Source organism: Streptomyces sp. NBC_00193 (assembly GCF_026342735.1).
GTDB lineage: Bacteria > Actinomycetota > Actinomycetes > Streptomycetales > Streptomycetaceae > Streptomyces > Streptomyces stoeckheimensis.
Map to the genome: position 1 here is coordinate 5,710,326 of NZ_JAPEMM010000001.1, position 26,916 is coordinate 5,737,241.

26 protein-coding genes are annotated in these 26,916 nt (G+C 73.7%); 14 read left to right on the plus strand and 12 right to left on the minus strand.

Translation table 11 applies throughout. The features are described 5' to 3' along the window. Positions 1-22: 22 nt before the first annotated feature. The 4 genes from OG898_RS25570 to OG898_RS25585 all read right to left on the minus strand — a co-directional run bounded on the left by OG898_RS25570 (position 23) and on the right by OG898_RS25585 (position 2,526). A complete protein-coding gene (locus OG898_RS25570; protein ID WP_250740221.1) occupies positions 23-502 on the minus strand; it encodes a nuclear transport factor 2 family protein in 480 nt (159 codons plus the stop codon). A gap of 69 nt (positions 503-571) precedes the next feature. Next, positions 572-748: a hypothetical protein gene (locus OG898_RS25575; RefSeq protein ID WP_243339660.1), complete on the minus strand. Its 177-nt coding sequence runs from the start codon at positions 746-748 to the stop codon at positions 572-574. 113 nt (positions 749-861) lie between these two features. Continuing rightward, positions 862-1,740, minus strand: coding sequence for an undecaprenyl-diphosphate phosphatase (locus OG898_RS25580; RefSeq protein ID WP_266959439.1), 879 nt, complete (start codon positions 1,738-1,740; stop codon positions 862-864). Between the two features lie 48 nt (positions 1,741-1,788). Further along, positions 1,789-2,526 (minus strand): TVP38/TMEM64 family protein, encoded by a 738-nt coding sequence (locus OG898_RS25585; RefSeq protein WP_266959441.1) that lies wholly within the window; start codon positions 2,524-2,526, stop codon positions 1,789-1,791. A gap of 49 nt (positions 2,527-2,575) precedes the next feature. Here OG898_RS25585 and OG898_RS25590 point away from each other — a divergent pair, with 49 nt between their 5' ends. The 4 genes from OG898_RS25590 to OG898_RS25605 all read left to right on the plus strand — a co-directional run bounded on the left by OG898_RS25590 (position 2,576) and on the right by OG898_RS25605 (position 6,606). Next, positions 2,576-3,304 (plus strand): DNA alkylation repair protein, encoded by a 729-nt coding sequence (locus tag OG898_RS25590; RefSeq protein WP_250740218.1) that lies wholly within the window; start codon positions 2,576-2,578, stop codon positions 3,302-3,304. Positions 3,305-3,561: 257 nt separating this feature from the next. Then, the gene (gene tuf / locus OG898_RS25595) at positions 3,562-4,746 is read left to right on the plus strand and encodes an elongation factor Tu (protein WP_266959443.1); all 1,185 of its coding nucleotides are present in this window, start codon (positions 3,562-3,564) and stop codon (positions 4,744-4,746) included. A 95-nt stretch (positions 4,747-4,841) separates the two neighbouring features. After that, the gene (locus OG898_RS25600) at positions 4,842-5,747 is read left to right on the plus strand and encodes a patatin-like phospholipase family protein (RefSeq protein WP_250740216.1); all 906 of its coding nucleotides are present in this window, start codon (positions 4,842-4,844) and stop codon (positions 5,745-5,747) included. A gap of 67 nt (positions 5,748-5,814) precedes the next feature. Next, positions 5,815-6,606: a spermidine synthase gene (locus tag OG898_RS25605; RefSeq protein WP_250740240.1), complete on the plus strand. Its 792-nt coding sequence runs from the start codon at positions 5,815-5,817 to the stop codon at positions 6,604-6,606. A gap of 39 nt (positions 6,607-6,645) precedes the next feature. Here the strand turns inward: OG898_RS25605 and OG898_RS25610 are convergent, their stop codons facing one another. Together OG898_RS25610 and OG898_RS25615 are read right to left on the minus strand one after the other, a co-directional pair. Next, positions 6,646-8,025: an MFS transporter gene (locus OG898_RS25610; RefSeq protein WP_250740215.1), complete on the minus strand. Its 1,380-nt coding sequence runs from the start codon at positions 8,023-8,025 to the stop codon at positions 6,646-6,648. Between the two features lie 71 nt (positions 8,026-8,096). After that, on the minus strand, positions 8,097-9,158 hold the full coding sequence (locus OG898_RS25615) for a hypothetical protein (protein WP_266959446.1): 1,062 nt from the start codon (positions 9,156-9,158) through the stop codon (positions 8,097-8,099). Positions 9,159-9,253: 95 nt separating this feature from the next. Between OG898_RS25615 and OG898_RS25620 the strand changes: the two genes are divergently transcribed. The 5 genes from OG898_RS25620 (at position 9,254) to OG898_RS25640 (ending at position 14,549) form a co-directional block, all read left to right on the plus strand. Beyond that, the gene (locus OG898_RS25620) at positions 9,254-9,706 is read left to right on the plus strand and encodes a DUF4442 domain-containing protein (protein ID WP_250740213.1); all 453 of its coding nucleotides are present in this window, start codon (positions 9,254-9,256) and stop codon (positions 9,704-9,706) included. A 229-nt stretch (positions 9,707-9,935) separates the two neighbouring features. Beyond that, positions 9,936-10,565: a hypothetical protein gene (locus OG898_RS25625; RefSeq protein ID WP_266959448.1), complete on the plus strand. Its 630-nt coding sequence runs from the start codon at positions 9,936-9,938 to the stop codon at positions 10,563-10,565. A 287-nt stretch (positions 10,566-10,852) separates the two neighbouring features. Then, a complete protein-coding gene (locus tag OG898_RS25630; protein WP_250740239.1) occupies positions 10,853-11,005 on the plus strand; it encodes a DUF2191 domain-containing protein in 153 nt (50 codons plus the stop codon). 234 nt (positions 11,006-11,239) lie between these two features. After that, positions 11,240-13,774, plus strand: a complete 2,535-nt coding sequence (locus tag OG898_RS25635; RefSeq protein ID WP_250740211.1) for a beta-glucosidase — start codon at positions 11,240-11,242, stop codon at positions 13,772-13,774. A 61-nt stretch (positions 13,775-13,835) separates the two neighbouring features. Next, the gene (locus OG898_RS25640) at positions 13,836-14,549 is read left to right on the plus strand and encodes a DedA family protein (RefSeq protein ID WP_266959450.1); all 714 of its coding nucleotides are present in this window, start codon (positions 13,836-13,838) and stop codon (positions 14,547-14,549) included. Positions 14,550-14,636: 87 nt separating this feature from the next. Here OG898_RS25640 and OG898_RS25645 read toward each other — a convergent pair whose 3' ends face one another. Continuing rightward, the gene (locus tag OG898_RS25645) at positions 14,637-15,182 is read right to left on the minus strand and encodes a gamma carbonic anhydrase family protein (RefSeq protein WP_250740209.1); all 546 of its coding nucleotides are present in this window, start codon (positions 15,180-15,182) and stop codon (positions 14,637-14,639) included. A gap of 173 nt (positions 15,183-15,355) precedes the next feature. Between OG898_RS25645 and OG898_RS25650 the strand changes: the two genes are divergently transcribed. Further along, a complete protein-coding gene (locus tag OG898_RS25650) occupies positions 15,356-16,066 on the plus strand; it encodes a DapH/DapD/GlmU-related protein (RefSeq protein WP_266960439.1) in 711 nt (236 codons plus the stop codon). Between the two features lie 51 nt (positions 16,067-16,117). Here OG898_RS25650 and OG898_RS25655 read toward each other — a convergent pair whose 3' ends face one another. Together OG898_RS25655 and OG898_RS25660 are read right to left on the minus strand one after the other, a co-directional pair. Continuing rightward, the gene (locus OG898_RS25655; protein WP_250740208.1) at positions 16,118-16,606 is read right to left on the minus strand and encodes a hypothetical protein; all 489 of its coding nucleotides are present in this window, start codon (positions 16,604-16,606) and stop codon (positions 16,118-16,120) included. A gap of 71 nt (positions 16,607-16,677) precedes the next feature. Further along, positions 16,678-17,547, minus strand: a complete 870-nt coding sequence (locus tag OG898_RS25660; protein WP_266959453.1) for a DMT family transporter — start codon at positions 17,545-17,547, stop codon at positions 16,678-16,680. 115 nt (positions 17,548-17,662) lie between these two features. On the opposite strand from OG898_RS25660, the gene OG898_RS25665 reads away from it, so the two are divergent. Then, positions 17,663-18,244, plus strand: coding sequence for an XRE family transcriptional regulator (locus tag OG898_RS25665; protein ID WP_266959455.1), 582 nt, complete (start codon positions 17,663-17,665; stop codon positions 18,242-18,244). 60 nt (positions 18,245-18,304) lie between these two features. Here OG898_RS25665 and OG898_RS25670 read toward each other — a convergent pair whose 3' ends face one another. After that, on the minus strand, positions 18,305-19,135 hold the full coding sequence (locus OG898_RS25670; RefSeq protein ID WP_266959457.1) for an HAD family phosphatase: 831 nt from the start codon (positions 19,133-19,135) through the stop codon (positions 18,305-18,307). A 145-nt stretch (positions 19,136-19,280) separates the two neighbouring features. After that, complete coding sequence (locus tag OG898_RS25675; RefSeq protein WP_266960441.1) at positions 19,281-19,685, minus strand: CoA-binding protein; 405 nt, start codon at positions 19,683-19,685, stop codon at positions 19,281-19,283. Between the two features lie 433 nt (positions 19,686-20,118). On the opposite strand from OG898_RS25675, the gene OG898_RS25680 reads away from it, so the two are divergent. The 3 genes from OG898_RS25680 (at position 20,119) to OG898_RS25690 (ending at position 25,084) form a co-directional block, all read left to right on the plus strand. Then, positions 20,119-20,745: a YigZ family protein gene (locus OG898_RS25680; RefSeq protein ID WP_250740203.1), complete on the plus strand. Its 627-nt coding sequence runs from the start codon at positions 20,119-20,121 to the stop codon at positions 20,743-20,745. A gap of 158 nt (positions 20,746-20,903) precedes the next feature. After that, on the plus strand, positions 20,904-22,076 hold the full coding sequence (locus OG898_RS25685; protein WP_266959459.1) for an exonuclease SbcCD subunit D: 1,173 nt from the start codon (positions 20,904-20,906) through the stop codon (positions 22,074-22,076). After that, entirely contained in the window at positions 22,073-25,084 is a 3,012-nt protein-coding gene (locus OG898_RS25690; protein ID WP_266959461.1) for an SMC family ATPase, read from the plus strand. The genes OG898_RS25685 and OG898_RS25690 overlap by 4 nt, the downstream gene beginning before the upstream one ends. 103 nt (positions 25,085-25,187) lie before the next feature. Here OG898_RS25690 and OG898_RS25695 read toward each other — a convergent pair whose 3' ends face one another. Beyond that, positions 25,188-26,909 carry a DUF885 domain-containing protein gene (locus OG898_RS25695; protein ID WP_266959463.1) on the minus strand — a complete coding sequence of 574 codons (1,722 nt, stop codon included), beginning with the start codon at positions 26,907-26,909 and terminating at the stop codon, positions 25,188-25,190. Between the last annotated feature and the right edge of the window lie 7 nt (positions 26,910-26,916).

Genomic DNA, 26,916 nt, shown 5'->3' on the forward strand with positions numbered 1-26,916 from the left:
AACAGCCCTGACCGCCGAACCATCAGAACGACATGTGCCGCCACTTCTCGTGGACGGTGACCCGCGAGAGCCGCCAGCCGGACCGGGCGGTACGGGTGACGGCGAAGGTGTAGCGGCCCGCCGCGACGAAGTTGGGCGCGGTCACGGGGGGCCCGCCGTCGTCGGACTCCTCCCCGGCGAGCCGCATGGGATTGAGGAAGTCGGCCCGGACCTCCGCCGTGTCACCGGGGGAGCCGCCCAGGTCCGCGATCCGGATCAGCCGGTTCACGATCAGGTGCTGGCGCACCGGGAACAGCTTCATCGTCTCCGAGAGCCAGTCCGCGACCTCCCCGGCCGGCCCTTCGATCCCGCCGGCCGAGGCGTAGTCGGCCCGCCCGCCCGGGGCGAACAGGGCGCGGTACGCGTCCCAGTCCCCGTCGTCCACGGCGATGGCGTATCCCGTGACCAGCTCGTCGATCGCCAGTCGGTCCATCACGCCCGCAAGGTCCACACGCTGCGTCATCGGGTCAGTGTGGGGGTGCGGGCCGCGAAGGCCAAGGGGCGTGCGCGGCCCGGATGCCCCGGCACCGGATCAGTGACCGGAACGCGCCTCCCGGGGACGGACCACCACGAGGTAGGCGTCGCTCGCCAGATCCATGACCACCTCCGCGGGCACGCCCTCGCGCATCCGCTGCGCCGCGTACTCCTCGGCCGGCCAACTCCCCCTCGGACTTCCGGCCGGAAACCGCTCCAACACCACTCGACCCATGGGACACCCCCTGCTGTTCGTCTTCAGGTCTCTCCCTCCACAACGACGCGGAGGCCGCCCGGGAACGTTCCCGGGCGGCCTCCGATTCACGCGAAGCGGTGAGCGCGGCCGTACTAGCCGGCCGACTCGCCGGCGTGGGGGCTGAGCACACCCATGCCGATCAGCACGAACAGCAGGATGCCGAGCAGGACCCGGTAGATCACGAAGGGCATGAAGCTCTTGCTGGAGATGAACTTCATGAACCACGCGATGACCACGTAGCCGACGATGAAGGCGATGACCGTGGCGAAGATCGTCTGAGGCCATTCGATGTGCCCGGGGTCCTCCATCACGTCCTTGATCTCGAACAGGCCCGAGGCCAGCACGGCCGGGATGGCGAGGAGGAAGGAGTAACGGGCCGCGGCCTCGCGGGTGAAGCCCAGCAGCAGACCGCCGGAGAGCGTGGCGCCCGACCGGGACACACCCGGGATCAGGGCCATCGCCTGGCAGAGACCGAAGATGAGGCCGTCCTTGACGCCCAGTTCCTTCAGGGTCTTGCGCTCACGGATGGCGCGGTGCCGGCCGCCCTCCTCGTCGCGCGCGGCCAGCCGGTCGGCGACGCCGAGCACGATGCCCATCACGATGAGGGTGGTGGCGATGAGCCGCAGATCGCGGAACGGGCCCTCGATCTGGTCCTTGAAGGCGAGGCCGAGGACACCGATCGGGATCGAGCCGACGATCACCAGCCAGCCCATCTTGGCTTCCTGCTCGGAGCGCAGCGCCTTCGTGTACAGCGAGCGGAACCACGTGGAGATGATCTTCGCGATGTCCTTGCGGAAGTAGATCAGTACGGCGGCTTCGGTGCCGATCTGTGTGATGGCGGTGAAGGCCGCTCCCGGATCGTGCCAGCCGGCGAACGCCGCGGTCAGCCGCAGGTGGGCGCTGGAGGAGATCGGGAGGAACTCCGTAAGCCCCTGGACGAGACCGAGGATTAGGGATTCGAACCAGCTCATGTCGGGGTGCGCTCGTCCTTGTGATCGTCGGGCAGTTCGCGTCCGATGCTAGGGCCCGTGAGGTGCGGCCGTGACCACAGGGGGGTGTACGGCCGTCAGTTCCCGCGCGGACACGGGCCGCTCGGGCCTCCGGACGGGCGCCAGCCGGTGCCGCTTGCGCCAGGCGACGACCGCCGCACCCACCGCGGAGAGGGCGATGAATCCGAACGAGGCGAGGAACGCGGGGGAGGTCGGGGAGGAGGCGCTGGCCCCCGCGATCACGTACGCGGCGGTGTTCGGGACCACGCCGATCGCGGTGGCGAGGAGGAAGGGGAGCCAGCCGCAGCGGGACAGCGCGGCGGCGTAGTTGGCCACGGCGAAGGGCAGGCCGGGGAGGATCCGCACCGCGAGCATCGAGCGGAAGCCGTGCCGGGCCAGCTGGTCGTCGGCCGCCTGCAGCCAACGGCCGCGGATCAGCGGACGCAGGGCGTCACGCCCCATCATCCGGCCGAGACCGAAGGAGATCCCCGCGCCGACGACCGAGCCGCCGACCGCGGCGACCAGGCCGAACTGGGAGCCGAAGAGGGCCCCCGAGGCCAGGTTCAGCAGCGGGCGCGGCACCAGGGCGGCCGTGCACACCCCGTACGCCGCGGCGAAGAGCAGGACGGCGGTGCCCACCGGGAGCCCCGGGGGCCAGCCCTCCGAGAGCAGGCGCTGGGGCTCGAACAGCACGACGCAGACGCCGGCCGCCAGGAGCAGCACGACGAGCAGCGAGAGCCGCGTCCACGGCGCGAGGAGGAGGGACATTCCGGGAGACTAACCGACCCCCCTGTCCGAGCGCCGTAATCTGGGCCTCATGCAGTCGAACGACAGCCGGCCTCCACAGGTTCCGCACAGCGGCCTGGCCGACCTGTTGATGCCGCGGCTCACGGAGACCTACGGCGCCGCCGCCGACGCAGGGCGGGCCGGGCCCATGGCCGCGTACATGAAGGACGTCTCGCCCTTCCTCGGCATCCCCACCCCGCTGCGCCGCGAGCTGTCCCGGGCCGTGACCAAGGACACCCCGAAACCGTCCGAAGCGGACTGCGCGGCCCTCGCGCTGCGCTGCTGGGAGCTTCCGGAGCGTGAGTACCGCTACTTCGCCGTCGACTACCTGCGCCGGCACGTCTCCCGCTGCTCCTCCGGCTTCCTGCCCGTGGTCCGGCACCTGATCGTGACCGTCCCCTGGTGGGACACCGTCGACCTGCTCGCCGCGCACACGGTCGGGCCCCTCGTGGCGGCGGACCCGGCGCTCGCCGCCGTCATGGACGAGTGGATCGGGGACGAGGACCTGTGGGTGGCCCGCACCGCCCTGCTCCACCAGCTCCGCTACAAGTCCGCGACCGACACCGACCGGCTCTTCGCTTACTGCCGCCGCCAGAGCCGGCACCCCGACTTCTTCGTCCGCAAGGCCATCGGCTGGTGCCTGCGCGAGTACGCCAAGACCGACCCCGCCGCCGTACGCGCCTTCGTCACCGCCGAGCGGGAGTCGCTGTCCCCGCTCTCCGTGCGTGAGGCGCTGAAGAACATCGGCGGGGCCCCGTAATTCACTGGCCCCGCCGCGCCCGCTCCGGCAGGATCGACCGCATGTCCAGGCAGACCTTCCCCGAAGCGCCGTCCGCAGTCGCGGACGCGCCGAAGGCTGCCGTCCCCGCACAGCTCGCCGCAGGCGCACCCGCATTCGGCGGCGCCCGAAGCTGACCCTTCCCGGATCGTCCGGCGGACCCCACAGGGGGAGGGTCGGTTCGCTCAGGGGGTCCCGTCATTCGAGTTCTCAGCTTCGGAATCACACGGGAAGACATCATGGCCAAGACGGCCTTCGTGCGCACCAAGCCGCACCTCAACATCGGCACCATGGGTCACGTCGACCACGGCAAGACGACGCTGACCGCCGCCATCACCAAGGTCCTCGCCGAGCGCGGCGGCGCCTCCTTCGTGCCGTTCGACCGGATCGACCGGGCCCCCGAGGAGGCCCGGCGCGGCATCACCATCAACCTCACGCACGTCGAGTACGAGACCGACACCCGGCACTACGCCCACGTGGACATGCCGGGCCACGCCGACTACATCAAGAACATGGTCACCGGTGCGGCCCAGCTCGACGGGGCGATCCTCGTCGTCTCCGCCCTCGACGGGGTCATGCCGCAAACCGCCGAGCACGTCCTGCTCGCCCGGCAGGTGGGTGTCGACCACATCGTCGTCGCGCTGAACAAGGCCGACGCCGGGGACCCGGAGCTCACCGACCTGGTCGAGCTGGAGGTCCGCGAGCTGCTCACCGCGCACGGCTACGGCGGGGAGGGAGCCCCCGTCGTACGGGTCTCCGGGCTCGGGGCGCTGGACGGCGACCCGCAGTGGACCTCGTCCATCGAGGCCCTGCTCGACGCCGTGGACACGTACGTGCCCACGCCAGTGCGGTACACCGACGCGCCGTTCCTGATGCCGGTGGAGAACGTCCTCACCATCACCGGCCGCGGCACCGTCGTCACCGGCGCCGTCGAGCGCGGCACCGTGGCCATGGGCGACCGCGTCGCCCTGCTCGGCGGCGCGGGCGAGGGCGAGGCCGTGGAGTCCGTGGTCACCGGAGTGGAGACCTTCGGGAAGCCGATGGAGTCCGCCGAGGCCGGGGACAACGTCGCGCTGCTGCTGCGCGGGGTGCCCCGCGACGCGGTGCGCCGCGGCGACGTGGTGGCCGCGCCCGGCAGCGTCGTACCGAGGCGCCGCTTCACGGCGCGGGTGTACCTGCTGTCCGCCCGCGAGGGCGGGCGGACCACACCGGTGGCGACCGGCTACCGGCCCCAGTTCTACATCCGCACCGCCGACGTGGTGGGGAACGTGGACCTGGGCGAGGCGGGCGCCGCGCGGCCGGGCGACACGGTCACCATGACCGTCGAGCTCGGGCGGGACGTCCCGCTGGAGGACGGGCTCGGCTTCGCGATCCGCGAGGGCGGGCGCACCGTCGGGGCCGGGACGGTGACCGAGGTCGGGTAGCGGGCCGGTAGCGGCCCGGCGGTACCCGCTGTGGTGGCGGTGGTCGGCTTGCGCCAGACTGCCGTCACCACAGGCATGCGGGGAGGAAGCGGTTCGTGAACGACGGCAGCGTGAGCGAAGGCATAGGCAAGGACAGGGGCAGCGGCGAAGGCAAGGGGACGGCCCTGGTGCTCGGCGGCGGCGGGCTGACCGGCGTCGGCTGGGAGGCCGGGATGCTCTACGGGCTCGCCCGCGCGGGCGTCGACCTGACCGGCGCCGACCTCGTCGTCGGGACCTCGGCCGGCTCCGTCGTCGGCGCGCAGCTCACCTCCGGACTGCTCACCCCGCAGGAGCTGTACGAGCGCCAGCTCGGCGACCCCGGCGGGGAACTCCCCGCGAAGCTGGGGGCTTCCCTGATCGGGCGGTACGCCGTCGCGATGGTCCGCTCCCGCGACGCGAAGTCCTACCGGCGCCGGATCGGCGCCTTCGCCCTCGCCGCCGATACGGAGCCGGAGGGCGTGCGCCGCAAGGTGCTCGAAGCCCGGCTGGTGTCGCACGACTGGCCCGAGCGGCGCCTCGTCGTCACGGCGGTGGACGCGCTGACCGGCGAACTCGCCGCCTTCGAGCGCGGGAGCGAGGCCGGGCTGGTCGACGCCGTCTCGGCGAGCTGCGCCGTCCCCGGGGTGTGGCCGCCCGTGACGGTCGCGGGACGCCGGTTCGTCGACGGCGGGGTCCGCTCCGCCACCAACGCCGACCTCGCCTCCGGCTACGGGCGCGTGGTGATCCTCGCGCCGATGGCCACGGGCGCCGGGCTGATCCCCTCGCCCGCGGCGCAGGCCGCGCGACTGCGGGAGGCCGGGGCGAAGGTGCTGCTGATCACCCCGTCGTCGCAGGCCCGCAAGGTCTTCGGACGCAACGTACTGGACCCCGCGCGCCGGGATCCCGCCGCGCGGGCGGGGCTGGAGCAGGCCGCGGAGCACGTGGAGCAGGCGCGCGAGGTGTGGGCGGCTCCGGGGGCCTGACAATGGTGCGGTGAGTGACGAACAGATCCCGGTGATCCGGGACGTGGCCCAGGGCACCGCCAAACTGATGCCGGACATCGACCGCGAGCGGGCCTGGCTGCTCACCGTGGACGGGGCGCCGCAGTCGTACGTGGACCTCGACGACCCGGAGCACCTGGAGTTCGAGTACGTACGCCGCCTCGCGCACGTCCTGGACTGCGTGGGCGAGCCGGGGGCCGCGCTGGACCTGCTGCACCTGGGCGGCGGCGCGCTGACCCTGCCGCGGTACGCGGCGGCGGGCCGGCCCGGGTCGCGGCAGGACGTGGTGGAGTTCGACGCCGGGCTCGTCGCGCTGGTCGGGGAGTTCCTGCCGGTCGCGGCCGGGAGCGGCATCACGGTGCACGTGGCCGACGCGCGGGCCTGGCTGGCCGCGGCGCCGGACGCGAGCGCGGACGTGGTGGTGGGGGACGTCTTCGGGGGATCCCGGGTGCCCGCTTCGCTGGCCTCGGTGGAGTACGCCCGGGAGGTGGCGCGGGTACTGCGGCCCGGCGGGGTGTACGTGGCCAACCTCGCCGACGGGGCGCCGTTCGGTTTTCTGCGCGGGCAGCTCGCGAACTTCGGGGCGGCCTTCGGGGAGTTGGCGCTGATCGCGGAGCCGGGGGTGCTGCGGGGGCGGCGGTTCGGGAACGCGGTGCTGCTGGCCTCGGAGCGGGAGCTGCCGGTGGCGGAGCTCTCGCGGGTGTGCGCGGGTGACGTGTTTCCCGCGCGGGTGGAGGCGGGGGCGGCTCTCGCGCGGCTGATGCGGGGGGCCCGGCCGGTGTCCGACGCCGATGCGGTGGCTTCGCCCGAGCCGCCGGAGGGGGCGTTCAGCCTCGGCTGAGGGGGCCCGCCCCGGCCGCCGGCCGCCGGCCCCCGCGCCTCAGACGGCGGCGGGGCTGGGGTCGGCGGGGCTGGGGTCGGCCGGACTCGGCTTCGCCAGGTCGGGGGCGCCGGCGTTGCTGCCGGAGTCGGTGTCGGGGCCGATGGTGGCGGACGGTTTGCGGGTCATGTGGCGGACGTCCGGGACCAGGAGGACGGCGGCCGTCACCACGACCACCAGGGCCGCGCAGCCCCAGAGGGCGGAGGTGCGGCCGATCGCGGATTCGACCGGGCCGGCCACCGCCGTGGCCAGCGGCAGCATCGAGAGCGAGCCGAACCAGTCGTAGGCGGAGACGCGGGAGAACATCTCCTCCGGGATCTCCTGGTGCATCGTCGTCATCCAGCTCACGCCGAACACCTCGATGGCCGCTCCGCTCACGAACATCACCAGGCACAGCCCCCACACCGGCAGCGGCACCGCCAGCCCCGCGGAGGGCAGCGCCAGCGGGAACACGCACAGGGTGCCGGCCAGCAGCAGGCGGCGCGGTTTCCAGACCATCATCAGGACGGCCCCGCCGATGGTGCCGAGGCCGAAGAAGGCCAGGGCCACGCCCCACGGAGCCGCCCCGCCCAGGCGCTCCAGCGCGACCAGGGGCCCGTAGACCGCTTCGGCTGCGCCGACCACGGCCACGACGACGGAGAACTGGAGCACGATGCTCCACAGCCAGGGGCGGCTCCTGAACTCCACCCAGCCCTCGCGCAGATCGGTCAGCAGGCCGCCGCCGGGCGCGCGTTCGGCGATGTGGCCGACATCCAGGAAGGCCCGTAGGGCTCCGGCGGCGGCGAAGGCGGCCGCGTCCACGGCGAGCACCCAGCCGGGGCCCAGCAGGGCGACCATGGCTCCGCCGAGGGCCGCTCCGCCGACGCCGGCGCCGTTCATCGCCATCCGGAAGAGGGCGAAGGCGCGGTTGGCGTGCGGGCCGGAGACGCTGGCCATGAGCATGCCCTCGGCGGCCGGGTTGAAGAAGGCCGTACCGGTGCCGCACAGCGCCGTGAGCAGCATCATCTGCCACAGTTGCGGATCGCCGGTCAGGACCAGGAAGGCGAAGACGGCCTGCGAGACGCAGTTGAGGGCATTGGCCGCGACCATGACGTGGTGGCGGGGGATCCGGTCGGCGACCGCTCCGCCGATGAGCAGGAAGAGGACGAGCGGCAGCGTACGGGCGGCGGCCACCAGGCCGACGTCGCCGGCGGAGCCGCCTGCCTGGACGACCGCGAAGGCGGTCGCGATGAGCGCTCCGTGGCTCCCGAGGTTCGTGATGACCGCGGCACCCGTCAGCAGGGTGTAGTTGCGGCCGGCCCACTCGGGCCTGCGGGGGGAGCCGCGGCGGGAGGAAGCCGGGCTGACGGGACCGGGGGAGGAGGCGGGGGAAGAGCTCACCTCCGGACTATCCCGGTCCCGGGCCGGGAATCCAAACGGATTTCCGGCCCGGGAGGCAGGGCGGTGGAGGATCAGCTCGCTTGGAGGCGGACGCTGCTCAGGATCTTCTCGTAGGTCTCCTTGCTCACTTCGCCCGGGACGCCGGCGGCGCCGTAGAGGACCCAGGTGGAGAGGTCACCGTTGGTGGTCAGGAAGCTGAAGGCCACGGACTTCCCGTCCGTGGAGCACTTGTTCTCCTTGGGCAGGCCGCTGACGGTCGCGGTCGCCATGTGGCCCTTGAGCCCGGAGGAGGTCGTGTACTCCTTCGCCTCGGTCACCTTGGTGGTGCCCTTCGGCGCCTTCTGCGCGTACGCGGCGAAGGCCCAGTTGCCCGCCTCGTTGTACGCGGCTTCGGCGGTGCCCTTCGCACCCATGCCGCCCTTGGTTCCGGTGCTCGCCAGCTCGGTCGACTCCTCCTTGCCGTCCTTGTTGGCGTCGACCTTGCACCAGTCCTCCTTGAGGATGGCGGGCGCCCCCATCATGACCAGGGGCTTGTCGCTGCTCGAGTTGTGGTCGTCGAAGCCGATGGACAGGCCCGAGGACTTGACCTCCCAGTCCGGCGGGACGTCGAAGGCGGTGCCGTACTTCGGGTTGAGGACGACCTTCCAGCCGGGGATCACCGGCTTGGTCTCGGCGCCGCCGCGCGGGTTGGCGCTCGGGCTCGCAGGGGCGGGCGCGGGAGAGGAGGCCGCGGCGGAGGAGGAGGCGCTCGGCTTGTCGTCCGCCTGGTTGGAGGTGTCGTCGTCCCGGGTCAGGACGAACGCCCCGGTGGCGGCCGCCGCCACGACGACGGCCGAGGCCGCCACGATGGCCACGGTCCTGGTCGAGAACGGGCTCCCGCCGCGCGGGGGCGGGGGCGGCGGAGTGCCGCCCCACTGGGGTACGGGAACGGTCGGGGGCTGCTGGCCCCAGCCCTGGGGAGCGGGGGGCTGCTGCGGGTACCCGTAGCCGGGCTGCTGCTGCTCCCCGTACGCCGCCGTCGGCGGCTGCTGCTGGTACGGGTTCGGCGTTCCCGGCTGCTGCTGGTACGGGTTCTGATGCGCGTCCGCGGGGTTGGGTTCGCCCCCGGGCGGCTGCTGCTGTCCTGGCCACATGGCCGGTAACGATAGTGGGAGTGCGTGCGGGGAGCCACGGCCACCCCCGGCCGGGTCTGGCCAAGGGTGACTACTCGCGGGTAACATCGCGTCCCATGAGCGCTGAACAGATGAACGTGGGCGAACTGCTCGCCGCGACCGTGCCGATGGCCAAGACCCTGAACCTCCAGTTCCTGGAGACCACCCCCGAGCGTGCCGTCGTCCGGCTCCCGGACCAGCCGGACTTCCACAACCACCTCGGCGGCCCGCACGCCGGCGCCATGTTCACCCTCGCCGAGTCCGCGAGCGGCGCGATCGTCCTGGCCGCCTTCGGCGACCAGCTCTCCCGCGCGGTGCCCCTCGCGGTGAGCGCGGAGATCGGCTACAAGAAGCTCGCCAAGGGCGTCGTGACGGCCACCGCCACCCTCGGCCGCCCGGCCGCCGACGTCGTCGCCGAACTCGACGCGGGCGGCCGCCCGGAATTCCCCGTCACCATCGCCATCCAGCGCGAGGACGAGGCCGTGACGGGCGAGATGACCGTGGTCTGGACGCTGCGCCCCAACGCGTAGCTCCTCTGACTCGGTGCGGAGCGTGTCGCGGGTGGTCGTACGGCACATCCGCGGCACGCTCCTTCCCCGACCGGCGTCCTCGTGACGGGCGATCCGCACTCCACCGCCGAGGTGTTCCGGCCCCAGCGCGCCGCCGTCGTCCCGGGCGCCCGGCCCCGGACGCGGACGTCACCCTCAGAAGTCGCTCAACTCCCCTTCCGTGTCCGACTGTCCGGCCTACGGTCGGTCCATGGCGCAGACAGCCGATGTGTTCCCGACGGCCTTCGTCGTCGGTGCCGCGATCACGATCACGGTGCAGCTGGTGATGGGGATCCTTCAGCTGTCCGCCACGCGCAGGCTCACCCGCCTGACCCTGGACGAACAGCGCGCGCAGCTGGAGGTGAAGGCCGACCACGACCGCGCGGCCGCACTCCGCGACGCCCGGCACGTGGCGTACCTGGCCTTCCTGAAGGCCTGCTACGGGGTGGTGTCCGCGGCCGGGGAGTACGCCGCGGCGGACCACCCCGTGGCGGAGGAGGTCGGCCCCCGGGGCCTGTCGGCCGGACCGGACGACCTCCTGTTGCGGCTCCCCGAGACGCTTCGTGTGGTCGGCGCCTCGGCACGGGACGTCCTGGAGGACGTGCGGCTGGCCGGCGGCCAGGACGTCGGGGACCTGGCGCGGGAGCTGTACGCGGTGGCTTTGGGCGTCGCCCACATGGCGCTGGACGTCGCGGCCGCCCGGCGGGACGGAGACGGCCTGGAGGAGGCCCGGAAGGATTTCGTGACGGCCCGGATCGCCTACGGGAACGAGCGGCGGGCGTTCACCGCGCTGGTCCGGTCCCAGGTGTGGGGCGTGGCCCCCGAGAACTCGGAGGGCTAGCCCTCCGAGCACCGTCACACCGGCCTGGAAGCGAGCCTGAACGCCGGCATCGTGGGGGACCTGGCCGACGTCCGGTTCCTGGTCGCCGGGCGGCCTTGCCGACGTCGGTGGGACGGGGCACCGGCCCGTCGGTGGGCGCGATCGGCGCCGCGGGCCGGGTGGTCCGGACGCTGCGCCGCAAGGCCCGCGCCCGCTAGAGTCCCTCCTCCGACGACGGATGGAGGGGTCCCGTGCCGGGCCGAGCCAAGATCAGCATCAGTCTCGACGCCGAGCTCGTGGTGGAGGTGATGGTCCTCGCCGGGATCGGTTCGCCCCAGGACGCGGTCGAGGCCGTCGTACGGGACTACGTCGAGCGCGGCCACCGCACCGAGGCACGGGTCCAGCTCCAGGACGAGCCCCGGCGCGAGGCCGACCTCGGACGCCAGCCGCCGCAGGGCTGACTTCGGGCGGGCCGCAGCCGCCACGGGGCTGGCCTCGGGCAGCCGCCGCCGCAGGGACCGGCTCCGGTGTCGGCCGACTTCGGGTAGCCGCCGCCGCAGGGCTGAACATCCGTGGCGTGGTGGCGCGCCTGAAGCGGGCCCGCGCGGTGGGCGGCGCACAGTGGGCGGCGGGAGCGGTCCGGCGCGGGCCGCTCCCGCCACCTGACGCCGATGCCCACGCCGCAGGGAGCGCCCATGAGCGAGGCCGTGTCCAGACGCCGTGCGATGCGCCTCCTCGGGGCGATGGGCGGCCTCGGCGCCGCCCTCGGCGCGGCCGGCTGCGTACCGGCGCCGCCGCCCGGCGCGCAGCCCCGTAAGGCCTCCGGCGCCGGGGCGTCCCCCGCCGCCGCCCCCGCGGCCGGCAGCGCCGCCCGGGTCGACGCCCTGCTGGACCGGCTCACCCTGGAGGAGAAGACCGTCCTGCTGCACGGCGGCCCGGACCCGGAACCGCTCGGCCAGGCCGGCTACGTGCCGGGCATCGCGCGGCTGGGCATCCCGGCGCTCCGCCTCGCCGACGGCCCGGCCGGGGTGCGCGTCGCCAAGCCCGCCACCGCGCTGCCCGCGCCGGTCCTGCTCGCCTCCGCCTTCGACCCGGCGCTCGCCCGCGCGTACGGGCGGGTCATCGGCCGCGAGGGCCGCGCGCTCGGCATCGACGTGCTCCTCTCGCCGATGGCCAACCTCATCCGCACCCCGTACGCCGGACGGAACTTCGAGACGTTCTCGGAGGACCCGAAGCTGACGGCCGACCTGGTCGCCGAGGTCGTCCGGGGCATCCAGGACGAGGGGCTCATCGCCACCGTCAAGCACTTCGCGCTCAACAACCAGGAGAAGGGCCGCGACACCGTCGACGTGATCGCCGCCGAACAGACCCTCCACGAGACGGAGCTACGGGGCTTCGAAGCCGCCGTGGCCGCCGGGGCCGGCGCCGTGATGGGCGCCTACAACAAGGTCAACGGGGTCTACGCCTGCGAGAACAAGCCGCTCCTCGACGAACTGCTCCGCGGGCGCTGGGGGTTCGACGGCTGGGTGATGTCGGACTGGGACGCCACCCACAGCACCGTCGCCTCGATCGGCGCCGGCCTCGACATGGAGATGCCCGCGGGCACCCACTACGGCGCCCCGCTGCGCGAGGCGGTGCGCGGCGGCTCCGTCCACGAGGACACCGTGGACCTCGCCGTACGCCGGATCCTGACCACCATGGACCGCTTCGGACTGCTCGCAGGGCACCCCGCCGCCCGGCCCGCCCGGGACGCCGCCGCCGGGGCCCGCACCGCACGGCAGATCGCCACCGCCGGAGCGGTCCTGCTGCGCAACGAGCGGGCCACCCTGCCGCTGACGGGCCCCGCCGCCCGCTCCATCGCCGTGATCGGCCCCACCGGGCGGACCCCCTTCGTCGGCGGCGGCGGAAGCGCCCACGTGGTGCCGGACGCGGCCGCCGCCCCCCTCGACGAGATCCGGCGGCGGGCCGGGAGCGGCTCCACGGTGGGCTACGCCCTCGGCGAGGACCTCTACGGGCGCCCGCTGCCGGCGAAACTGCTGACGCCCGACGCCGCCCTCGACGACCGGGTGGTGGCCCCCGGGCGCACCTGGGGCTACGAGGGGACCTTCCGGCTGGCCGCCGACGACGAGTGGACCCTGCTCGTCCACTACACCGGGAAACGGCCGGCCGTCCGGCTCGACGGGGAGGAGCTGTTCCCCGTACGGCAGGGCGTGGCCGAGCAGTTCGCCGGCGGACTGCTCGGCGCCGCGCCCGACGGCCGCACCGTGCGCCGCCGCACCCTCGCGCTCAAGGCGGGCGACCACCGCCTCGCCGTCTTCGCCGAGGGCGGGCCCAAGGGCCAGCGGCTGCGGCTGCGGCACACCACGAAGGCGACCCGGGCCGCCGACCTCGCCGAGGCCGTCAAGGCGGCCAAGGCGGCCCGCAGCGTGGTGCTGTTCGCCTACGAGGACGCCACCGAGGGCAGCGACCGCACCTCCCTGGGGCTCCCCGGCGGCCAGGCGGCGCTGATCGAGGCGGTCGCCGCTGCCAACCCGCGCACCACGGTGGTGCTCAACACCTCCTCCGGTACGACCATGCCGTGGCTCCCGCGTACCGGAGCGGTCCTCCAGATGTACTACCCGGGGCAGGAGGGCGCGGCCGCCACCGCCGACGTGCTCTTCGGCGACGCGGAACCGGGCGGCCGCCTCACCCAGACCTTCCCGGCCGACGAGCGGGCGACCCCGGTCGGCGCGGACCCGGTGCGCTACCCGGGCGTGGGCGGGCGGCAGGAGTACACCGAGGGCGTGCACGTGGGCCACCGCTGGTACGACCAGCAGCGGGTGGCTCCGCTGTTCCCCTTCGGGCACGGGCTCTCGTACACGACCTGGGCGTACGAGAAGCTGGCGGTCCGGCGGGGCGGCGCGCACGGGAAGCACGGCGGGCTGCGCGTGGAGTTCACCGTCCGCAACACCGGACGCCGCACGGGCACGGAGGTGGCCCAGGTCTACGTGGGCCCGTCCCCGGACCTGAAACTGGACCAGCCGGTCCGGGCCCTGGCCGGGTACCGGCGCCTGACCCTCGAACCCGGCGAGGAGCGGCGGATCGTCATGGACCTCGACGCGCGCACCCTGTCCTCCTGGGATCCCGGGCGGGACGCGTGGGTGGTGGGCACCGGACGCCGCGAAGTGTTCGCGGGGCGTTCCTCCCGCGAACTGCCGCTGCGGGCAAAGGCTGTGGTGGCGACCGGATAGGCTGCCCGTTCGGTCCGCCACAGGGGGCGGGCCGGGCGGAACAACTCGGGAGGACGTACCGGTGATCGAGCAGTGGCTGGAGACGATTCCGGCGGTCAGCATCTACCTCCTGGTGGGGCTCGTCATCGGACTGGAAAGCCTCGGCATCCCGCTGCCGGGAGAGATCGTGCTGGTCAGCTCGGCGCTGCTGGCCTCGCAGCAGGGGCACATCGACCCCGTGGTGCTGGGCATCTGCGCGACGATCGGGGCGATCGTGGGCGACTCGATCGGCTACGCGATCGGGCGCAGGGGCGGGAAGCCGATGCTGGAGCGGCTGGGCCGGCGCTTCCCCAAGCACTTCGGGCCGGACCAGGTGGCCATGGCGGAGCGCTCCTTCGAGAAGTGGGGCATGTGGGCCGTCTTCTTCGGGCGGTTCGTGGCGCTGCTGCGGATCTTCGCGGGGCCGCTGGCGGGCGTGCTGCACATGCCCTACTGGCGGTTCCTCATCGCGAACGTCCTCGGCGGGATCCTGTGGGCGGGCGGCACGACGGCCGTCATCTACTCGGTCGGGAAGGTCGCCGAGCCGTGGCTGAAGGGGTTCTCGTGGGTGGGCCTCGCCCTGGCCCTCGCCTGCGGGCTCGCCATGACCTTGGTGGTGCGCGGGCGGATGAAGAAGGCCGCCGCGGCGGCGCGGGCCGAGGCCGGTACGGACGCGGCTGCGGCTGACGCTGCGGCCCCGGACATGGCCGAGGTGCCGGGGCAGGCTTCGGCCGCTCCGACCGTGCTCACCGACTGACGGGGCTCACCGGCCGACAGGGCTGTTGTTCCCCGCCCGTCCAAGGGCGGGGAACACGAGCAGCCCGGCAGCGCCGGGCAGCGCCCGCTACGCGCCCGGGGTCACCGAGGCGCTGTGCTGCTTGGCCAGCTCGGTGTACATGAGGGCGTTGACCTTGATGCCCTCGCGTTCCTCCGCGGTCAGCTCGCGCCGCACCTTCGCCGGGACACCGGCGACCAGCGAGCCGGGCGGGACGATCATGCCCTGCGGGACCAGCGCCTGGGCGGCCACCAGCGAGCCGGCGCCGATCACCGCACCGTTGAGGACCGTCGCGCCCATCCCGATCAGGCAGTCGTCCTCGACCGTGCAGCCGTGCACGACGGCGTTGTGCCCGATGGAGACGCGCTCGCCGATGGAGACCGGGAAACCGGGGTCCACGTGCACGGTGCAGTTGTCCTGCACGTTGCTGTCGGCTCCGAGCGTGATCGGCCCGCAGTCCGCGCGGAGCACGGCCGAGTACCAGATGCTCGCGCCCGCCCCGAGGCGTACGTCCCCGACCACGACGGAGGTGGGAGCGGTGAACGCCGTCGGGTCGATCTCGGGGTTCTTCCCGCCGACACCCGCCACGAGTGCCTGGGCCGCCTGCTGCGTCATGTGTTCTCTTCCTCTTCCGGTACGTCGCGTCGCGCTACCGGAACCGTAGGCCACGCCGCCCGCGCCCCCGGGGATGGGGTGAAGATCACGGCGCGGCCGGGCCTCCCGGCGCTTAAGGTGACCCGGTGGCGAAGAACCAGAACACGTTCTCTTCTCAGACGGCGCTCTCTTCCCTGACGGGGCTGCGCCGCCGGCTCGCCGGGCGCGCGGCCCACGCGGGATGGCGCTGGATGCAGCGGGCCGGTGCGGTCACCGCCCAGACCCCCGGAGGGCTGCGCTTCGGCGCGATCGGGCACGGCACCCGGCTCGCCTTCCCGCAGGGCACGGTCTTCGGCGCGCCCTGGATCCGGCTCGGCGACCACTGCATCATCGGGGAACAGGTCACGCTCACCGCCGGGATGATGCCGGACCTCGACCTCGGCGCCGAACCGGTCCTGGTCCTCGGCAACGGCGTGGTCATCGGCCGCGACAGCCACGTCATCGCCGACACCCGGATAACCATCGGCAACGACACCTTCTGCGGCCCCGGGGTGTACATCACCTCCACCAACCACAGCTACGACGACCCGCACGAGCCCGTCGGCAAGCAGTGGCCGCGCAGCGCCCCCGTGGAGATCGGCCCGGGCTGCTGGCTGGGGACCGGCGCGGTGATCCTGCCCGGGGCGCGGCTGGGCCGCAACGTCGTGGTGGCGGCAGGCGCCGTCGTACGGGGCGAGGTGCCGGACCACGCCGTGGTGGCGGGGGCACCGGCGCGCATCGTCCGCCGCTGGGACCCCGAGACGGGCTGGCAGCCACCCCTGCGCACCCCGGCGCCGGTCCCGATCCCCGACGGGGTGACCCCGGAGCAGCTGCGCGCACTGGCGGACGTGACGGAACCGGAATGAGGACGAGGCCCGCACCTGCCGCCCCTTCGCCGGGCAGCGGGAGCCGGTGGGTCAGGGGCAGGCCTCTTCGAGCTTGACCGTGTTGAACACGATCTTCGTGTCGGTGGCGGCCTGTGTGCCGGCGGACGGCGCCTGTGAGCAGACCTTCCAGTTCCGGTCGAGGACCTGCATGCGGTGCTGCCCGAGGGCGTCGGTGGAGCCGAGCAGGAAGAACCCCGCGGCCTGCGCGTCGTCCTGGGCGGTCTGCAGGACCTGACCGACGCCGTTGGGCACGGCGGCCCGGGCGGGTGCCGGTGCGGGGTTCGGGGCTGCCGGCGGAGTGGAGGCCGGTACGGCGGGCTTGCTGCTCACGGGTGCGGACGCGGGTGCGGGCGAGGTCGGGGCTGCGGTGGTGGGTGCCGAGCCGAGTGTGGCGGACGGTGAGGAGAGGGGCTTGGTGTCCGGCTCGGGCTCGCTGGTGAGCACCTTCGAACAGCCGGTCAGGGCGAGAAGGCCTGCGGCGGCGAGTGCGAGTGCGGCGGCGGGGCGGTGTGTGCGCATCGCGCCACTCTGTCCGGGTCGCGGCGGCCGTGTGGTGCCTGTGACCGGTCCGTGACGCACCCGAGCGCGTCTCAGCCCGCCGCCAGGAGGACGGTGCCCGCCAGGGCCAGGCCCGCACCCGCCGCCTGGACGGTGCGCAGGCGTTCCTTGAGGGCGGCGAAGGCGGCCAGGGCGGTGATCACCGGGTAGAGGGACGAGAGCACGGCGGCGGTGGTGACCGGGCCGTGCTGGGCGGCGATCGAGTAGGTGCCGTTCGCCGCGACGTCGGCGAGGCCGACGAAGGCGAGCGCCGGCAGCAGCTTCCAGAGGATCCGCAGGCCTCCCGTGCCCGCCGGGAGGGCCGGGGCGCCGCGCCGGGTCCGTACCCACAGGGCCGTGCCGCCGACGGCGACGTTGGTGACGCGCTGGACGAACAGCGCGAGGAACAGACCCGGCACGGTGGAGGAGGCGGGGGCGATCAGGGCCATCACCGCGCCGAAGCCGAAGGCCGCGACGAGGGTGAGGACGACGGCCTGCCGCTGTACGGGAGCGCCGCGCAGTTCGGGTCCGCCCGCGAGGACGATGCCCACGACGGCCACCGCGATCCCGGCGAGCTGGGCGGCGCCGGGCCGCTCGCCCAGGAGCAGTCCCGCGGCCATCGGCACCACCACGCCGAGCGATCCCAGCGGGGAGACCACGCCCATCGGGCCGAGGGCGAGCGCCTTGTAGAAGCTGAGCATCGCCACCGGACCGACCAGCCCCGCCCCCACCGCGAACCAGAGCTGCGGTCCGGCCTCCCGCCAGGCCCCGGTGCCCAGGACCACCGCGCCCAGTACGAGGACGGCGAGGACCTGGGAGGCCACCACCACCGTGAGGGCCGGTATCCGGCGGGTGAGCAGGCCTCCGCCGAAGTCGGCGAGGCCCCACAGGACGGCGGTGGCCAGGGCGAACAGGGCGGTCATGGCAGGCCTCGCAGTACAGTGCATTGAACGGTGGAGTACACGATGAAGTACAGCACACGATAGTTCAGCCTGTTGAACCCTGTCATCCAAAATATTGTACGGAGTGGATGGAACGGTGTCGGATCTCGAACAGCTCACCCAGGCACTCGGCCGCAACCTCAAGCGCTGGCGCGGTGAGCGCGGATTCACCCTGGAGGCCCTCGCCGCCCGTGCGGGGGTGAGCCGCGGCATGATCATCCAGATCGAGCAGGCCCGTACGAACCCCAGTGTCGGCACGACGGTCAAACTCGCCGACGCGCTCGGCGTCAGCATCACCACCCTGCTCGACCACGACCGCGGTCCGCGGGTCCAGGTGGTGCTGCCGGGGCAAGGGGTGCGGATGTGGTCCACCGAGGGCGGCAGCGGCGCGAGCATGCTGCTCGGCGACGACCGGCGCGGGCCGGTGGAGATGTGGACCTACCGACTGGAGCCCGGCGAGGGGACCGCCTCGGACCCGCACCCGCCGGGCACCTTCGAGATGCTGCACGTCACGGTGGGCGAGCTGACGCTGCTGGTCGCGGACGAGACGTACACCGTGCCGGCCGGCGGGGCCGTCTCCTTCGAGGCGGACGCCGCGCACGCCTACCGCAACGAGGGGCCCGGTCCGATGGAGATGACCATGGCGGTCTCCATCCCGCCGGTGACCACCCACGGGTGAGCGCCCGCGGGCGGCCCCTCGGGTGACCGCCCGCGGGTGAGCGGCGAGGCCGGCCTGGGGTCAGCGGGGGCCGGCGACCCCCAGGCCGGCGTCGCGGTTCGCCGCGCGGCCTGCCGCGCCCAGCACCGGGTGCGTGGCGATCAGGTCCTGGCAGACGGCCAGTACGTCGCCCCGGTCGGCCGTGATCCAGTCCCGGTCCATCGCCCAGCCCCGCAGCACCGGGTCCGGTTCGAAGGCGACCGCCAGCCCGACCTGCTCGAACACCTCGGCGTCGGAGGGGGAGTTCCCGATGGCGAAGGAGCTCCGGCGGTCCACGGGACCCCCCTCGGTCGCGTTGCGCAGCGCCGCGCGCTTGCCGCCGGGCAGGGCCGGCGTCGTGGTGAGGGTCCCGGTGCAGCGGCCGCGCCGGAACTCGGCCCGCATGCCGTGGGCCTCGCCGATGCCCAGCTCCGCCGCCGCGCGCCGGACGATCTCGTACGGGCTCCCCGAGATCAGCACCGTTCGCAGCCCGGCCGCGTGCAGGAGCCGTACGAGCTCGTCCGCGAAGGGCAGGATCCTCTTCCGGGCCGCCGGCCAGGCGGCTTCGGCGGCCCGCTCCACCTCGGTCCGGTCCGCACCTTCGAGGGCCCGCGCGAAGTGGCCGTAGAAGGCGGCGGCGGTAGGGGCGTGGGCGGCCGAGCCCTCCGGATCGGCGTCCTCGTCGTGGTAGCCCGCTATCGCGTCGAGCGCCGCCCGTCCGGCCGCCGGATCGCAGACGCCGCCGGCGATGAGGGACTCCACGAACGGGGCGGCCAGCGATCCTTCGGCCAGGGTTCCGTCGAGATCGAGCACGGCGATGCGGTCGTGGCTCCGGGCACGGCTGTGGGCATGGCTGTGGGCATGACTGATCACGGCGGGGCTCCCTGGTCGGGGTCGGTCCGAGGTGCGCGGCAGACCCCGACGGGGAGGCGCGGTCTCAAGTATTCGTACCGTTTGGGCGGTTTGGATACTTGAGCCGCGTTGAAAGGGTTGAAGGCCGGGAGGCCCCCTCGGAGCCTCAGAGGGCGGGGATCTCGATCGCCGGGCAGCGGTCCATGACCATGTCCAGTCCGGCCGCGCGGGTACGGTCGGCGGCGGCCTCGTCGACCACGTTCAGCTGGAACCAGACGGCCTCGGCCCCCTTCGCCACGGCCTCGTCGGCGACCGCACCCGCAAGGGCGCTGTTCACGAAGACGTCCACCACGTCCACCTTGAACGGGATCGCCTCCAGCGAGGCGTAGCCCTGCTCGCCGTGGACCGTCTCGGCCTTGGGGTGCACGGGGATCACGCGCTTGCCGTACCGCTGGAGGACCTCGGCCACGCGGTACGCGGCCCGGTCCTGATTGTTGGACAGGCCCACCACGGCCCAGGTGTCGCCGAGCTCGGTGAGGATCTTGCGAATGGTTCCCGGATCGCCGTACACGCGTGCCGCCTCCTGCTGCTGGTCCTGCTCCGTCTGACTGCTGATTGCCGCCAGCTCGATCAACAGAAAGGACGCATGCCGGATTCCCCGTAGCCATCTCAGGGTGCCCTGCTCGAACGGGATGAGGAGGCTGCCGGTGCCGGTGGATGCTCGCCTTCGAGGCCGACGCCGGTGGGCGGGAGCCGGTCTCGTGTCTCATCGCCGCCGGGCGGCTCGACATCGTCCGGGAAACCGTCCTGAGGTACTGGCGCGAGGATGCGGGCCCCGATCAGCGCTTCGCTCCCTGGGTGCGGTCCCCAGCGCAGTAGGCGGTCCCGGGTCCGGCGGCCCCGCACCCGCCTTCGTGGTCGGTGAGTGAACGGCTGAGGCGGTCGTCCCGGGCGCCCGGTTCTGCACGGCCGGTCCGGCCTGGGCCACGGCTTAGGGTGGACGGGTGAAGGCAGACCAGTACGTGACGGTGGCCCGTGAGGGTGTGCACGAGTCCGAGATCAATCGCTCGCGGTTCCTGTGCGCGCTCGCGCCCGCGGCGACCGAGCGGGAGGCGCAGGAGTTCGTCGCCCGGATCCGCAAGGAGCACCCCACCGCCTCGCACAACTGCTACGCCTACGTCATCGGCGCCGACGCCTCCGTGCAGAAGGCCAGCGACGACGGCGAGCCCGGCGGTACCGCCGGGGTTCCGATGCTGCAGATGCTCACGCGCCGGGACATCCGCTACGCCGTCGCCGTCGTCACCCGCTACTACGGCGGCGTGAAGCTCGGGGCCGGCGGGCTCATCCGCGCCTACGGCGGCGTCGTCGGGGAGGCCCTCGACGCGCTCGGCACCGTCACCCGCCGCCGCTACCGGCTGGTCACCGTCACCGTCGACCACCAGCGGGCCGGCAAGACCGAGAACGACCTCCGCTCCACCGGCCGGACCGTCCTCGGTGTGACCTACGGCGCCGCCGTGGAGATCGAGGTCGCCCTCCCCGAGACCGACCTGCCCGCCTTCGGGGCCTGGCTGGCCGACAGCACCGCCGGGAGCGCCACCCTCACACCCGGCGGGGAAACCTACGCGGCCTGAGCGCCCGAGGGGACGAAGGGGCGAACGGGCGAAGGGGCGAACGGGACGGAGCGACGCCGGGGAGGCGTTAGCGTAGAGGGGTTCAGGGTCCGGCCGGTGCGGTCCGGCCAGCGGGGTCATCCAGCAGGGGGAGACGGTATGCGCGGCGGTGCCGGCGAGTGAAGTTCCTGCATACCTCCGACTGGCATCTGGGGCGGAGCTTCCATCGGGTGAACCTGCTCGGCGCCCAGGCCGTTTTTATCGATCATCTTGTCGAGACCGTGCGGGAGCACGAGGTCGACGCCGTGCTTGTCGCCGGTGACGTGTACGACCGGGCCGTGCCGCCGTTGCCCGCCGTGGAGCTGTACGACCGGGCTCTGCATCAGCTTGCCGATCTTGGCGTGCCGACCGTGATGATCTCCGGGAACCATGACTCGGCCCGCCGCCTCGGCGTCGGGGCCGGGCTGATCGGGCGGGCCGGCATCCACCTCCGGACCGACCCCGCCGGGTGTGCCGACCCCGTGGTGCTGGCCGACGTACACGGTGACGTGGCGCTGTACGGGCTGCCGTACCTGGAGCCCGCGCTGGTGAGGGATGAGTTCGGTGCCGGGAAGGTGAGCCACGAGGCCGTGCTGAGTGCGGCCATGGACCGGATCCGGGCCGATCTGGCCGGGCGGGCGCCCGGGACGCGGTCCGTCGTGCTTGCCCATGCCTTCGTCACCGGCGGGCAGGCCAGTGACAGTGAGCGCGATATCGCCGTCGGCGGGGTCGAGGCCGTGCCGGCTTCCGTCTTCGACGGGGTCGACTACGCCGCCCTCGGTCATCTCCACGGCTGCCAGACGATCAGCGAACGGGTCCGCTACTCCGGTTCTCCGCTCGCCTACTCCTTCTCCGAAGCCGACCACCGCAAGAGCATGTGGGTCGTCGAGCTGGGTGGGGACGGGGAGATCGTCGGCGCCGAGCGCGTCGACACGCCTGTGCCGCGCGCCCTCGCCCGGGTCCGGGGGTCACTGGAGGAGCTGCTGTCCGAGGGGGCGTACGCCCGGTACGAGGACTGTTGGGTGGAGGCGACGCTCACCGACGCCGTCCGGCCCGAGGAGCCCATGGCCCGGCTCGCCGTGCGGTTCCCCCATGTGCTGAGCCTTGCCTTCGACCCCGAGGGGCGTGGCGAGGACGCCGGCGGGTCCTATGCCCAGCGGCTCAAGGGGCGCAGCGACCGGGAGATCGCCGAGGACTTCGTCGCCCACGTGCGCGGGGGCGGGGGGTTCTCCGATGACGCCGAACGGGACGTCCTCCAGGGCGCCTTCGACGAGGTACGGGCCGAGGACAGCCGGCAGGAGACCCACCGATGAGGCTGCACCGGCTGCGCATCACCGCCTTCGGGCCCTTCGCCGAACCCCAGGAGATCGACTTCGACGCCCTCTCCGGCGCCGGGATCTTCCTGCTGCACGGTCCCACCGGCGCGGGCAAGACCTCCGTCCTGGACGCCGTGTGTTACGCCCTGTACGGGTCCGTTCCCGGATCCCGGCAGGCCCCCGGCACCAGCCTGCGCAGTGACCACGCGGCCTCCGACACCCCGACCGAGATCACCCTCGAGCTCACCGCGGGCGGGCGGCGCCTGGAGATCACCCGGCGCCCCGAGCAGGACCGGCCCAAGAAGCGCGGCACCGGGACGACGAAGGACAAGGCGCAGAGCTGGCTGCGCGAGTACGACGGGGAGAAGTGGGCCGCGCTGAGTCGGTCCCATCAGGAGATCGGTGAGGAGATCGAGCAGCTGCTCGGCATGAGCCGCGAGCAGTTCTGCCAGGTCGTGCTGTTGCCGCAGGGGGAGTTCGCGCGCTTCCTGCGGGCCGACGAGGTGGCGCGGGGACGGCTGCTGGGGCGGCTCTTCGACACCCGGCGCTTCGCCGCAGTCGAGACCCTGCTGGGTGAGCGCCGCCGCGCCGCCGAGGCCAAGGTCCGCGCCGGAGACGAGCAGGTGCTGCACACCGCCCAGCGGCTCGCCCAGGCCGCCGGGGACGCCGCCGACCTGCGCGCCTGGCCGCTGCCCCGGCACCAGCCGGGCGACCCCGGGCTGGCCGGGGCGATCCGTGCCTGGGCCGCCGTCGCGCGGTGTTCCGCCCGGGAGCGGCTCACCGTCGCCGAGTACGCGCTCGCCGCCGTCGAGGGGCGCCACGCCGCCGCCCGGCGGGCCGCCGAGGAGGCGCGGGAGCTCGACCGGCTGCAGCGCCGGCACGCGGAGACCACCCGTCGGGCGGCCCTGCTCACCGAGGCCGGTCCGGAGCGGGAGCGGGTGCGCGCCCTGCTCGACCGGGCCCGGCGCGGAGCCCTGGTCGCCCCCGCCCTGGAGCTGCGCGGAGCCGCCGCCGGCGCCCACATGGCCGCCGCGCACGCGGAGTCGGTGGCCCGGGCGGAGCTGCCGCCGCAGCTGGCCGAGGCGGGGACCGAGCAGCTGGCCGCGGTCGAGCAGCGGCTGCGCGAGGATCTGGGAGCCCTCGGAGCCGCCCGCCGCGCCGAGCAGCGCAGCGCCGAGATCGGCCGCGAACGGGCCGACCTGGAACGGGAGTCCCGGGCCGCCGAGGAGCAGCAGCAGGAGACCGCCGAGTGGCTCGGCCGCTGGGACGCCACCCGGACCGAGCTGGCCGGGCGCGCGGACGCCGCCCAGCAGGCCGCGACCCTGGCCGAGCAGCTCGCCGGCAAGCTGGAGCCCGCCCGGCTGCACCTGCACGCCGCCCGGCGGCGCGACGCCCTCGACGCCGACGCGGAGCAGGCCTCGGGCGAACTGCTCACCGCGCGCGAGGAGTCGGCCGCCGCCCGGGAGCGCTGGCTGGAGCTCAAGGAGACCCGGCTGCGCGGGATCGCCGCCGAACTCGCCGCCGCCCTGGTGGAGGGGGAGCCCTGCACCGTGTGCGGGGCCGCGGAGCACCCGGCTCCGGCCCGCCCCGCCCCCGGTCACGTCGACCGGGCCGCGGAGGAGGCGGCGCACGCCCGCTTCGAGGGGGCCGAGGAGCGCAGGGCCGGCGTCGAGCGCAGGCTGGCCGCCGTCCGGGAGGCCCGCGCCGAGGCCGCGGCCGCCGCGGGTGAAGCCACCACCTCCGAACTCCTGGAACTCACCTCCGTGCTGAGTTCCCGTCACGCCGAGGCGCACGCAGCCGCCGCCGGACTGCACACCGCCCGCGAGCGGCTGGCCCGCGCCGAGCGGGAGCACGCGGTGCGCAGCGCCGAGCGGAGCGAAGCCGAGGCCCGGGCCGCGGCACGGGCTTCGCGCCGTGAGGCCCTCGACCGGGAACAGGCCTCGCTGGAAGCGGAGCTGGCCCTCGTGCGGGCGGACGCGCCCAGCGTCGCGGCCCGCGCCGGAGTCCTGGAGGACCGGGTCCGCATGGTCACGGCGGCGGCCGCCTCGCTGCGCCGGGCCGAAACCACCGCCGCCCGGCTGAAAGAGGCCGACGACCAGCTCGCCGACGCCGCCTTCAAGGCCGGCTTCGACACCACCGAGGAGGCGGCCGAGGCCGTGCTCCCCGAGTACGAACGCAGCGCGCTCCAACGCCGCACGGACGCCTGGCAGGCGGAGGAGGCCATGCTGGCCGACCGCCTCGGCGAGAGCGACACCGCCGCGGCGGCGGCCCTGCCCCCGGCCGCGCCGGAGGCGGCCGAGGCGTACGCGGCGCTGGCCGCCGCGAAGCTTCGTACGGCCGGGTCCGCCGTGGACGCGGCCCGGGTCCGGTGCAAGGACCTCGACGGGCTCTCCCTCCAAGTGGAGCGGGAGCTGCGCTCCCTGGGACCGCTGCGCGAGGCCTACGAACGGGTGGCCCGGCTCGCCGGACTCACCGCGGGCACCTCCGCGGACAACGAGCGCAAGATGCGGCTGGAGGCCTACGTGCTCGCGGCCCGGCTCGAACAGGTCGCCGCCGCGGCCACCGTACGGCTGCTGCGCATGTCGGGCGGCCGCTACACCCTGCTGCACTCCGACGCCAAGGCGAGCGGACGGGGGCGTTCCGGGCTCGGGCTGCACGTGGTCGACGCCTGGACCGGCAGCGAGCGGGACACCGCCACGCTGTCCGGCGGCGAGACCTTCTTCGCCTCGCTCGCCCTCGCGCTGGGCCTGGCCGACGTGGTCACCGACGAGGCGGGCGGCATGCGGCTCGACACCCTCTTCATCGACGAGGGGTTCGGCAGCCTCGACGACCAGGCGCTGGACGAGGTGCTCGACGTGCTGGACTCGCTGCGCGAACGCGACCGCAGCGTCGGCATCGTGAGCCACGTCGCCGACCTGCGGACCCGGGTGCAGACCCAGCTGGAGATCGTCAAGCAGCGCGGAGGTTCGGTGGTGCGGCACCGCACGGCGGGCGGAACGGGCTGAAACACCTGGTCAACGGGGTGAAAGCGGCCCTCCGCGCGCACGGACGGACGGGCCGGCCCCCGCGAGGGAGCCGGCCCGTCCGTCCGTGGGGCGGTCCCGGCGGTCAGAGCTTCGACAGCTCGTCCACCAGGTCGTCCAGGCCCAGCGAGCCCTGGGACAGTGCCGCCATGTGCCAGGCCTTCAGGTCGAAGGAATCACCGTGCGCGGCACGCGCGTTGTCACGGCCCAGCAGCCAGGCGCGCTCGCCCAGCTTGTAGCCGATCGCCTGGCCGGGCATCGACAGGTAGCGGGTCAGCTCGCTCTCGACGAAGTCGCCCGGCCGGCCGCTGTGCAGGCCGAAGAACTCCTGCGCCAGGTCCACCGTCCAGCGCTCGCCCGGGTGGAACGGCGAATCCGCCGGGATCTCCAGACCCAGGTGCATGCCGATGTCCACGATGACCCGCGCGGCGCGCATCATCTGGCAGTCCAGGTAGCCGAGGCGCTGCTCGGCGTCCTTGAGGTAGCCCAGCTCGTCCATGAGCCGCTCCGCGTACAGCGCCCAGCCCTCGGCGTTGGCGCTGACGAGACCGACGCTGGCCTGGTAGCGGGAGAGCTGGTCCGCCACGTGCGTCCACTGCGCCAGCTGGAGGTGGTGGCCCGGAACGCCCTCGTGGTACCAGGTGGAGACCAGGTCGTAGACGGGGAAACGGGTCTGCCCCATCGTCGGCAGCCAGGTGCGGCCCGGACGGGAGAAGTCCTCGGACGGGTTCGTGTAGTACGGGGCCGCGGCGCCGCCCGGAGGGGCGATCCGCGACTCCACCCGCTTGACCCGCTCGGCGAGTTCGAAGTGCGTGCCGTCGAGGTTCTCGATGGCCTCGTCCATCAGGCCCTGCAGCCAGGCCTGGACCTCGTCCACGCCCTCGATGTGGGTGCCGTGCTCGTCCAGGTGCTTGAGCACCTCCCAGGGACCGGCGTCCGGCAGGATCTTGGCGGCTTCCGTCTTCATCTCCGCCAGCAGCCGGTGGTACTCCGACCAGCCGTAGGCGTACGCCTCGTCGAGGTCCAGGTCGGTGCCGTTGAAGTAGCGCGACCAGCGGGCGTAGCGCTCGCGGCCCACCGGGTCGGGCTTGCCCTCGACGGCGGGGGCGTACACGTCCCGCATCCAGTCGCGCAGTTCCACGACGGCGGCGGTCGCGGCGGCGGCGGCCTCGTCGAGCTCGGCGCGCAGCGCCTCGGGGCCGGCGGCGGCGAACTCGGCGAAGAAGCCGGCCCCGCCCTCGGCGTCAGCTTCATCGGAGGGCTCGCCGGCCCAGGCGGTGAGCTGCTCGATGAAGGTGGCGGTGGGGCGCGGGCTGCCGAACAGGCCGCGGTCCAGGCCGAGCGCGAGGCACTCGCGGTAGCCCGCGTACGCGACGGGTACGGCGCGCAGCCGCTCGGCGATCGCGGCCCAGTCCTCGTCGGTCTCGGCCGGGGTCAGGGAGAAGACCTCGCGGACCGAGTGCGCGGGGGAGTGGATGTTGCTGACCGCGCGCAGGTCCTCGTCGGCTTCGTGAACGGCGAGCTCGGCGGTGAGCCGCTCGCGCAGCAGCCGGGCGCAGCGGCGCTCGACGTCGCTGTCGGCGCCGGGCAGGAGCTCGGCGGCGTCGAGCTTCGCGAGGGTGGTGCGGGAGAGTTCGGCGGCCGCCGCGCGGCCGGCGGGGGAGAGGTCCGGGAGCTTGCCGGAGCTCGCGGCGACACCGAGATAGGTGCCCGTGATCGGGTCGATGGCGATGAGGTCGTCGACGTAGGCATCGGCGACCTGTCGGGGCAGCCGTGCGGCGCTGTCACTGGTGATGATGTCTGACATGTGGACA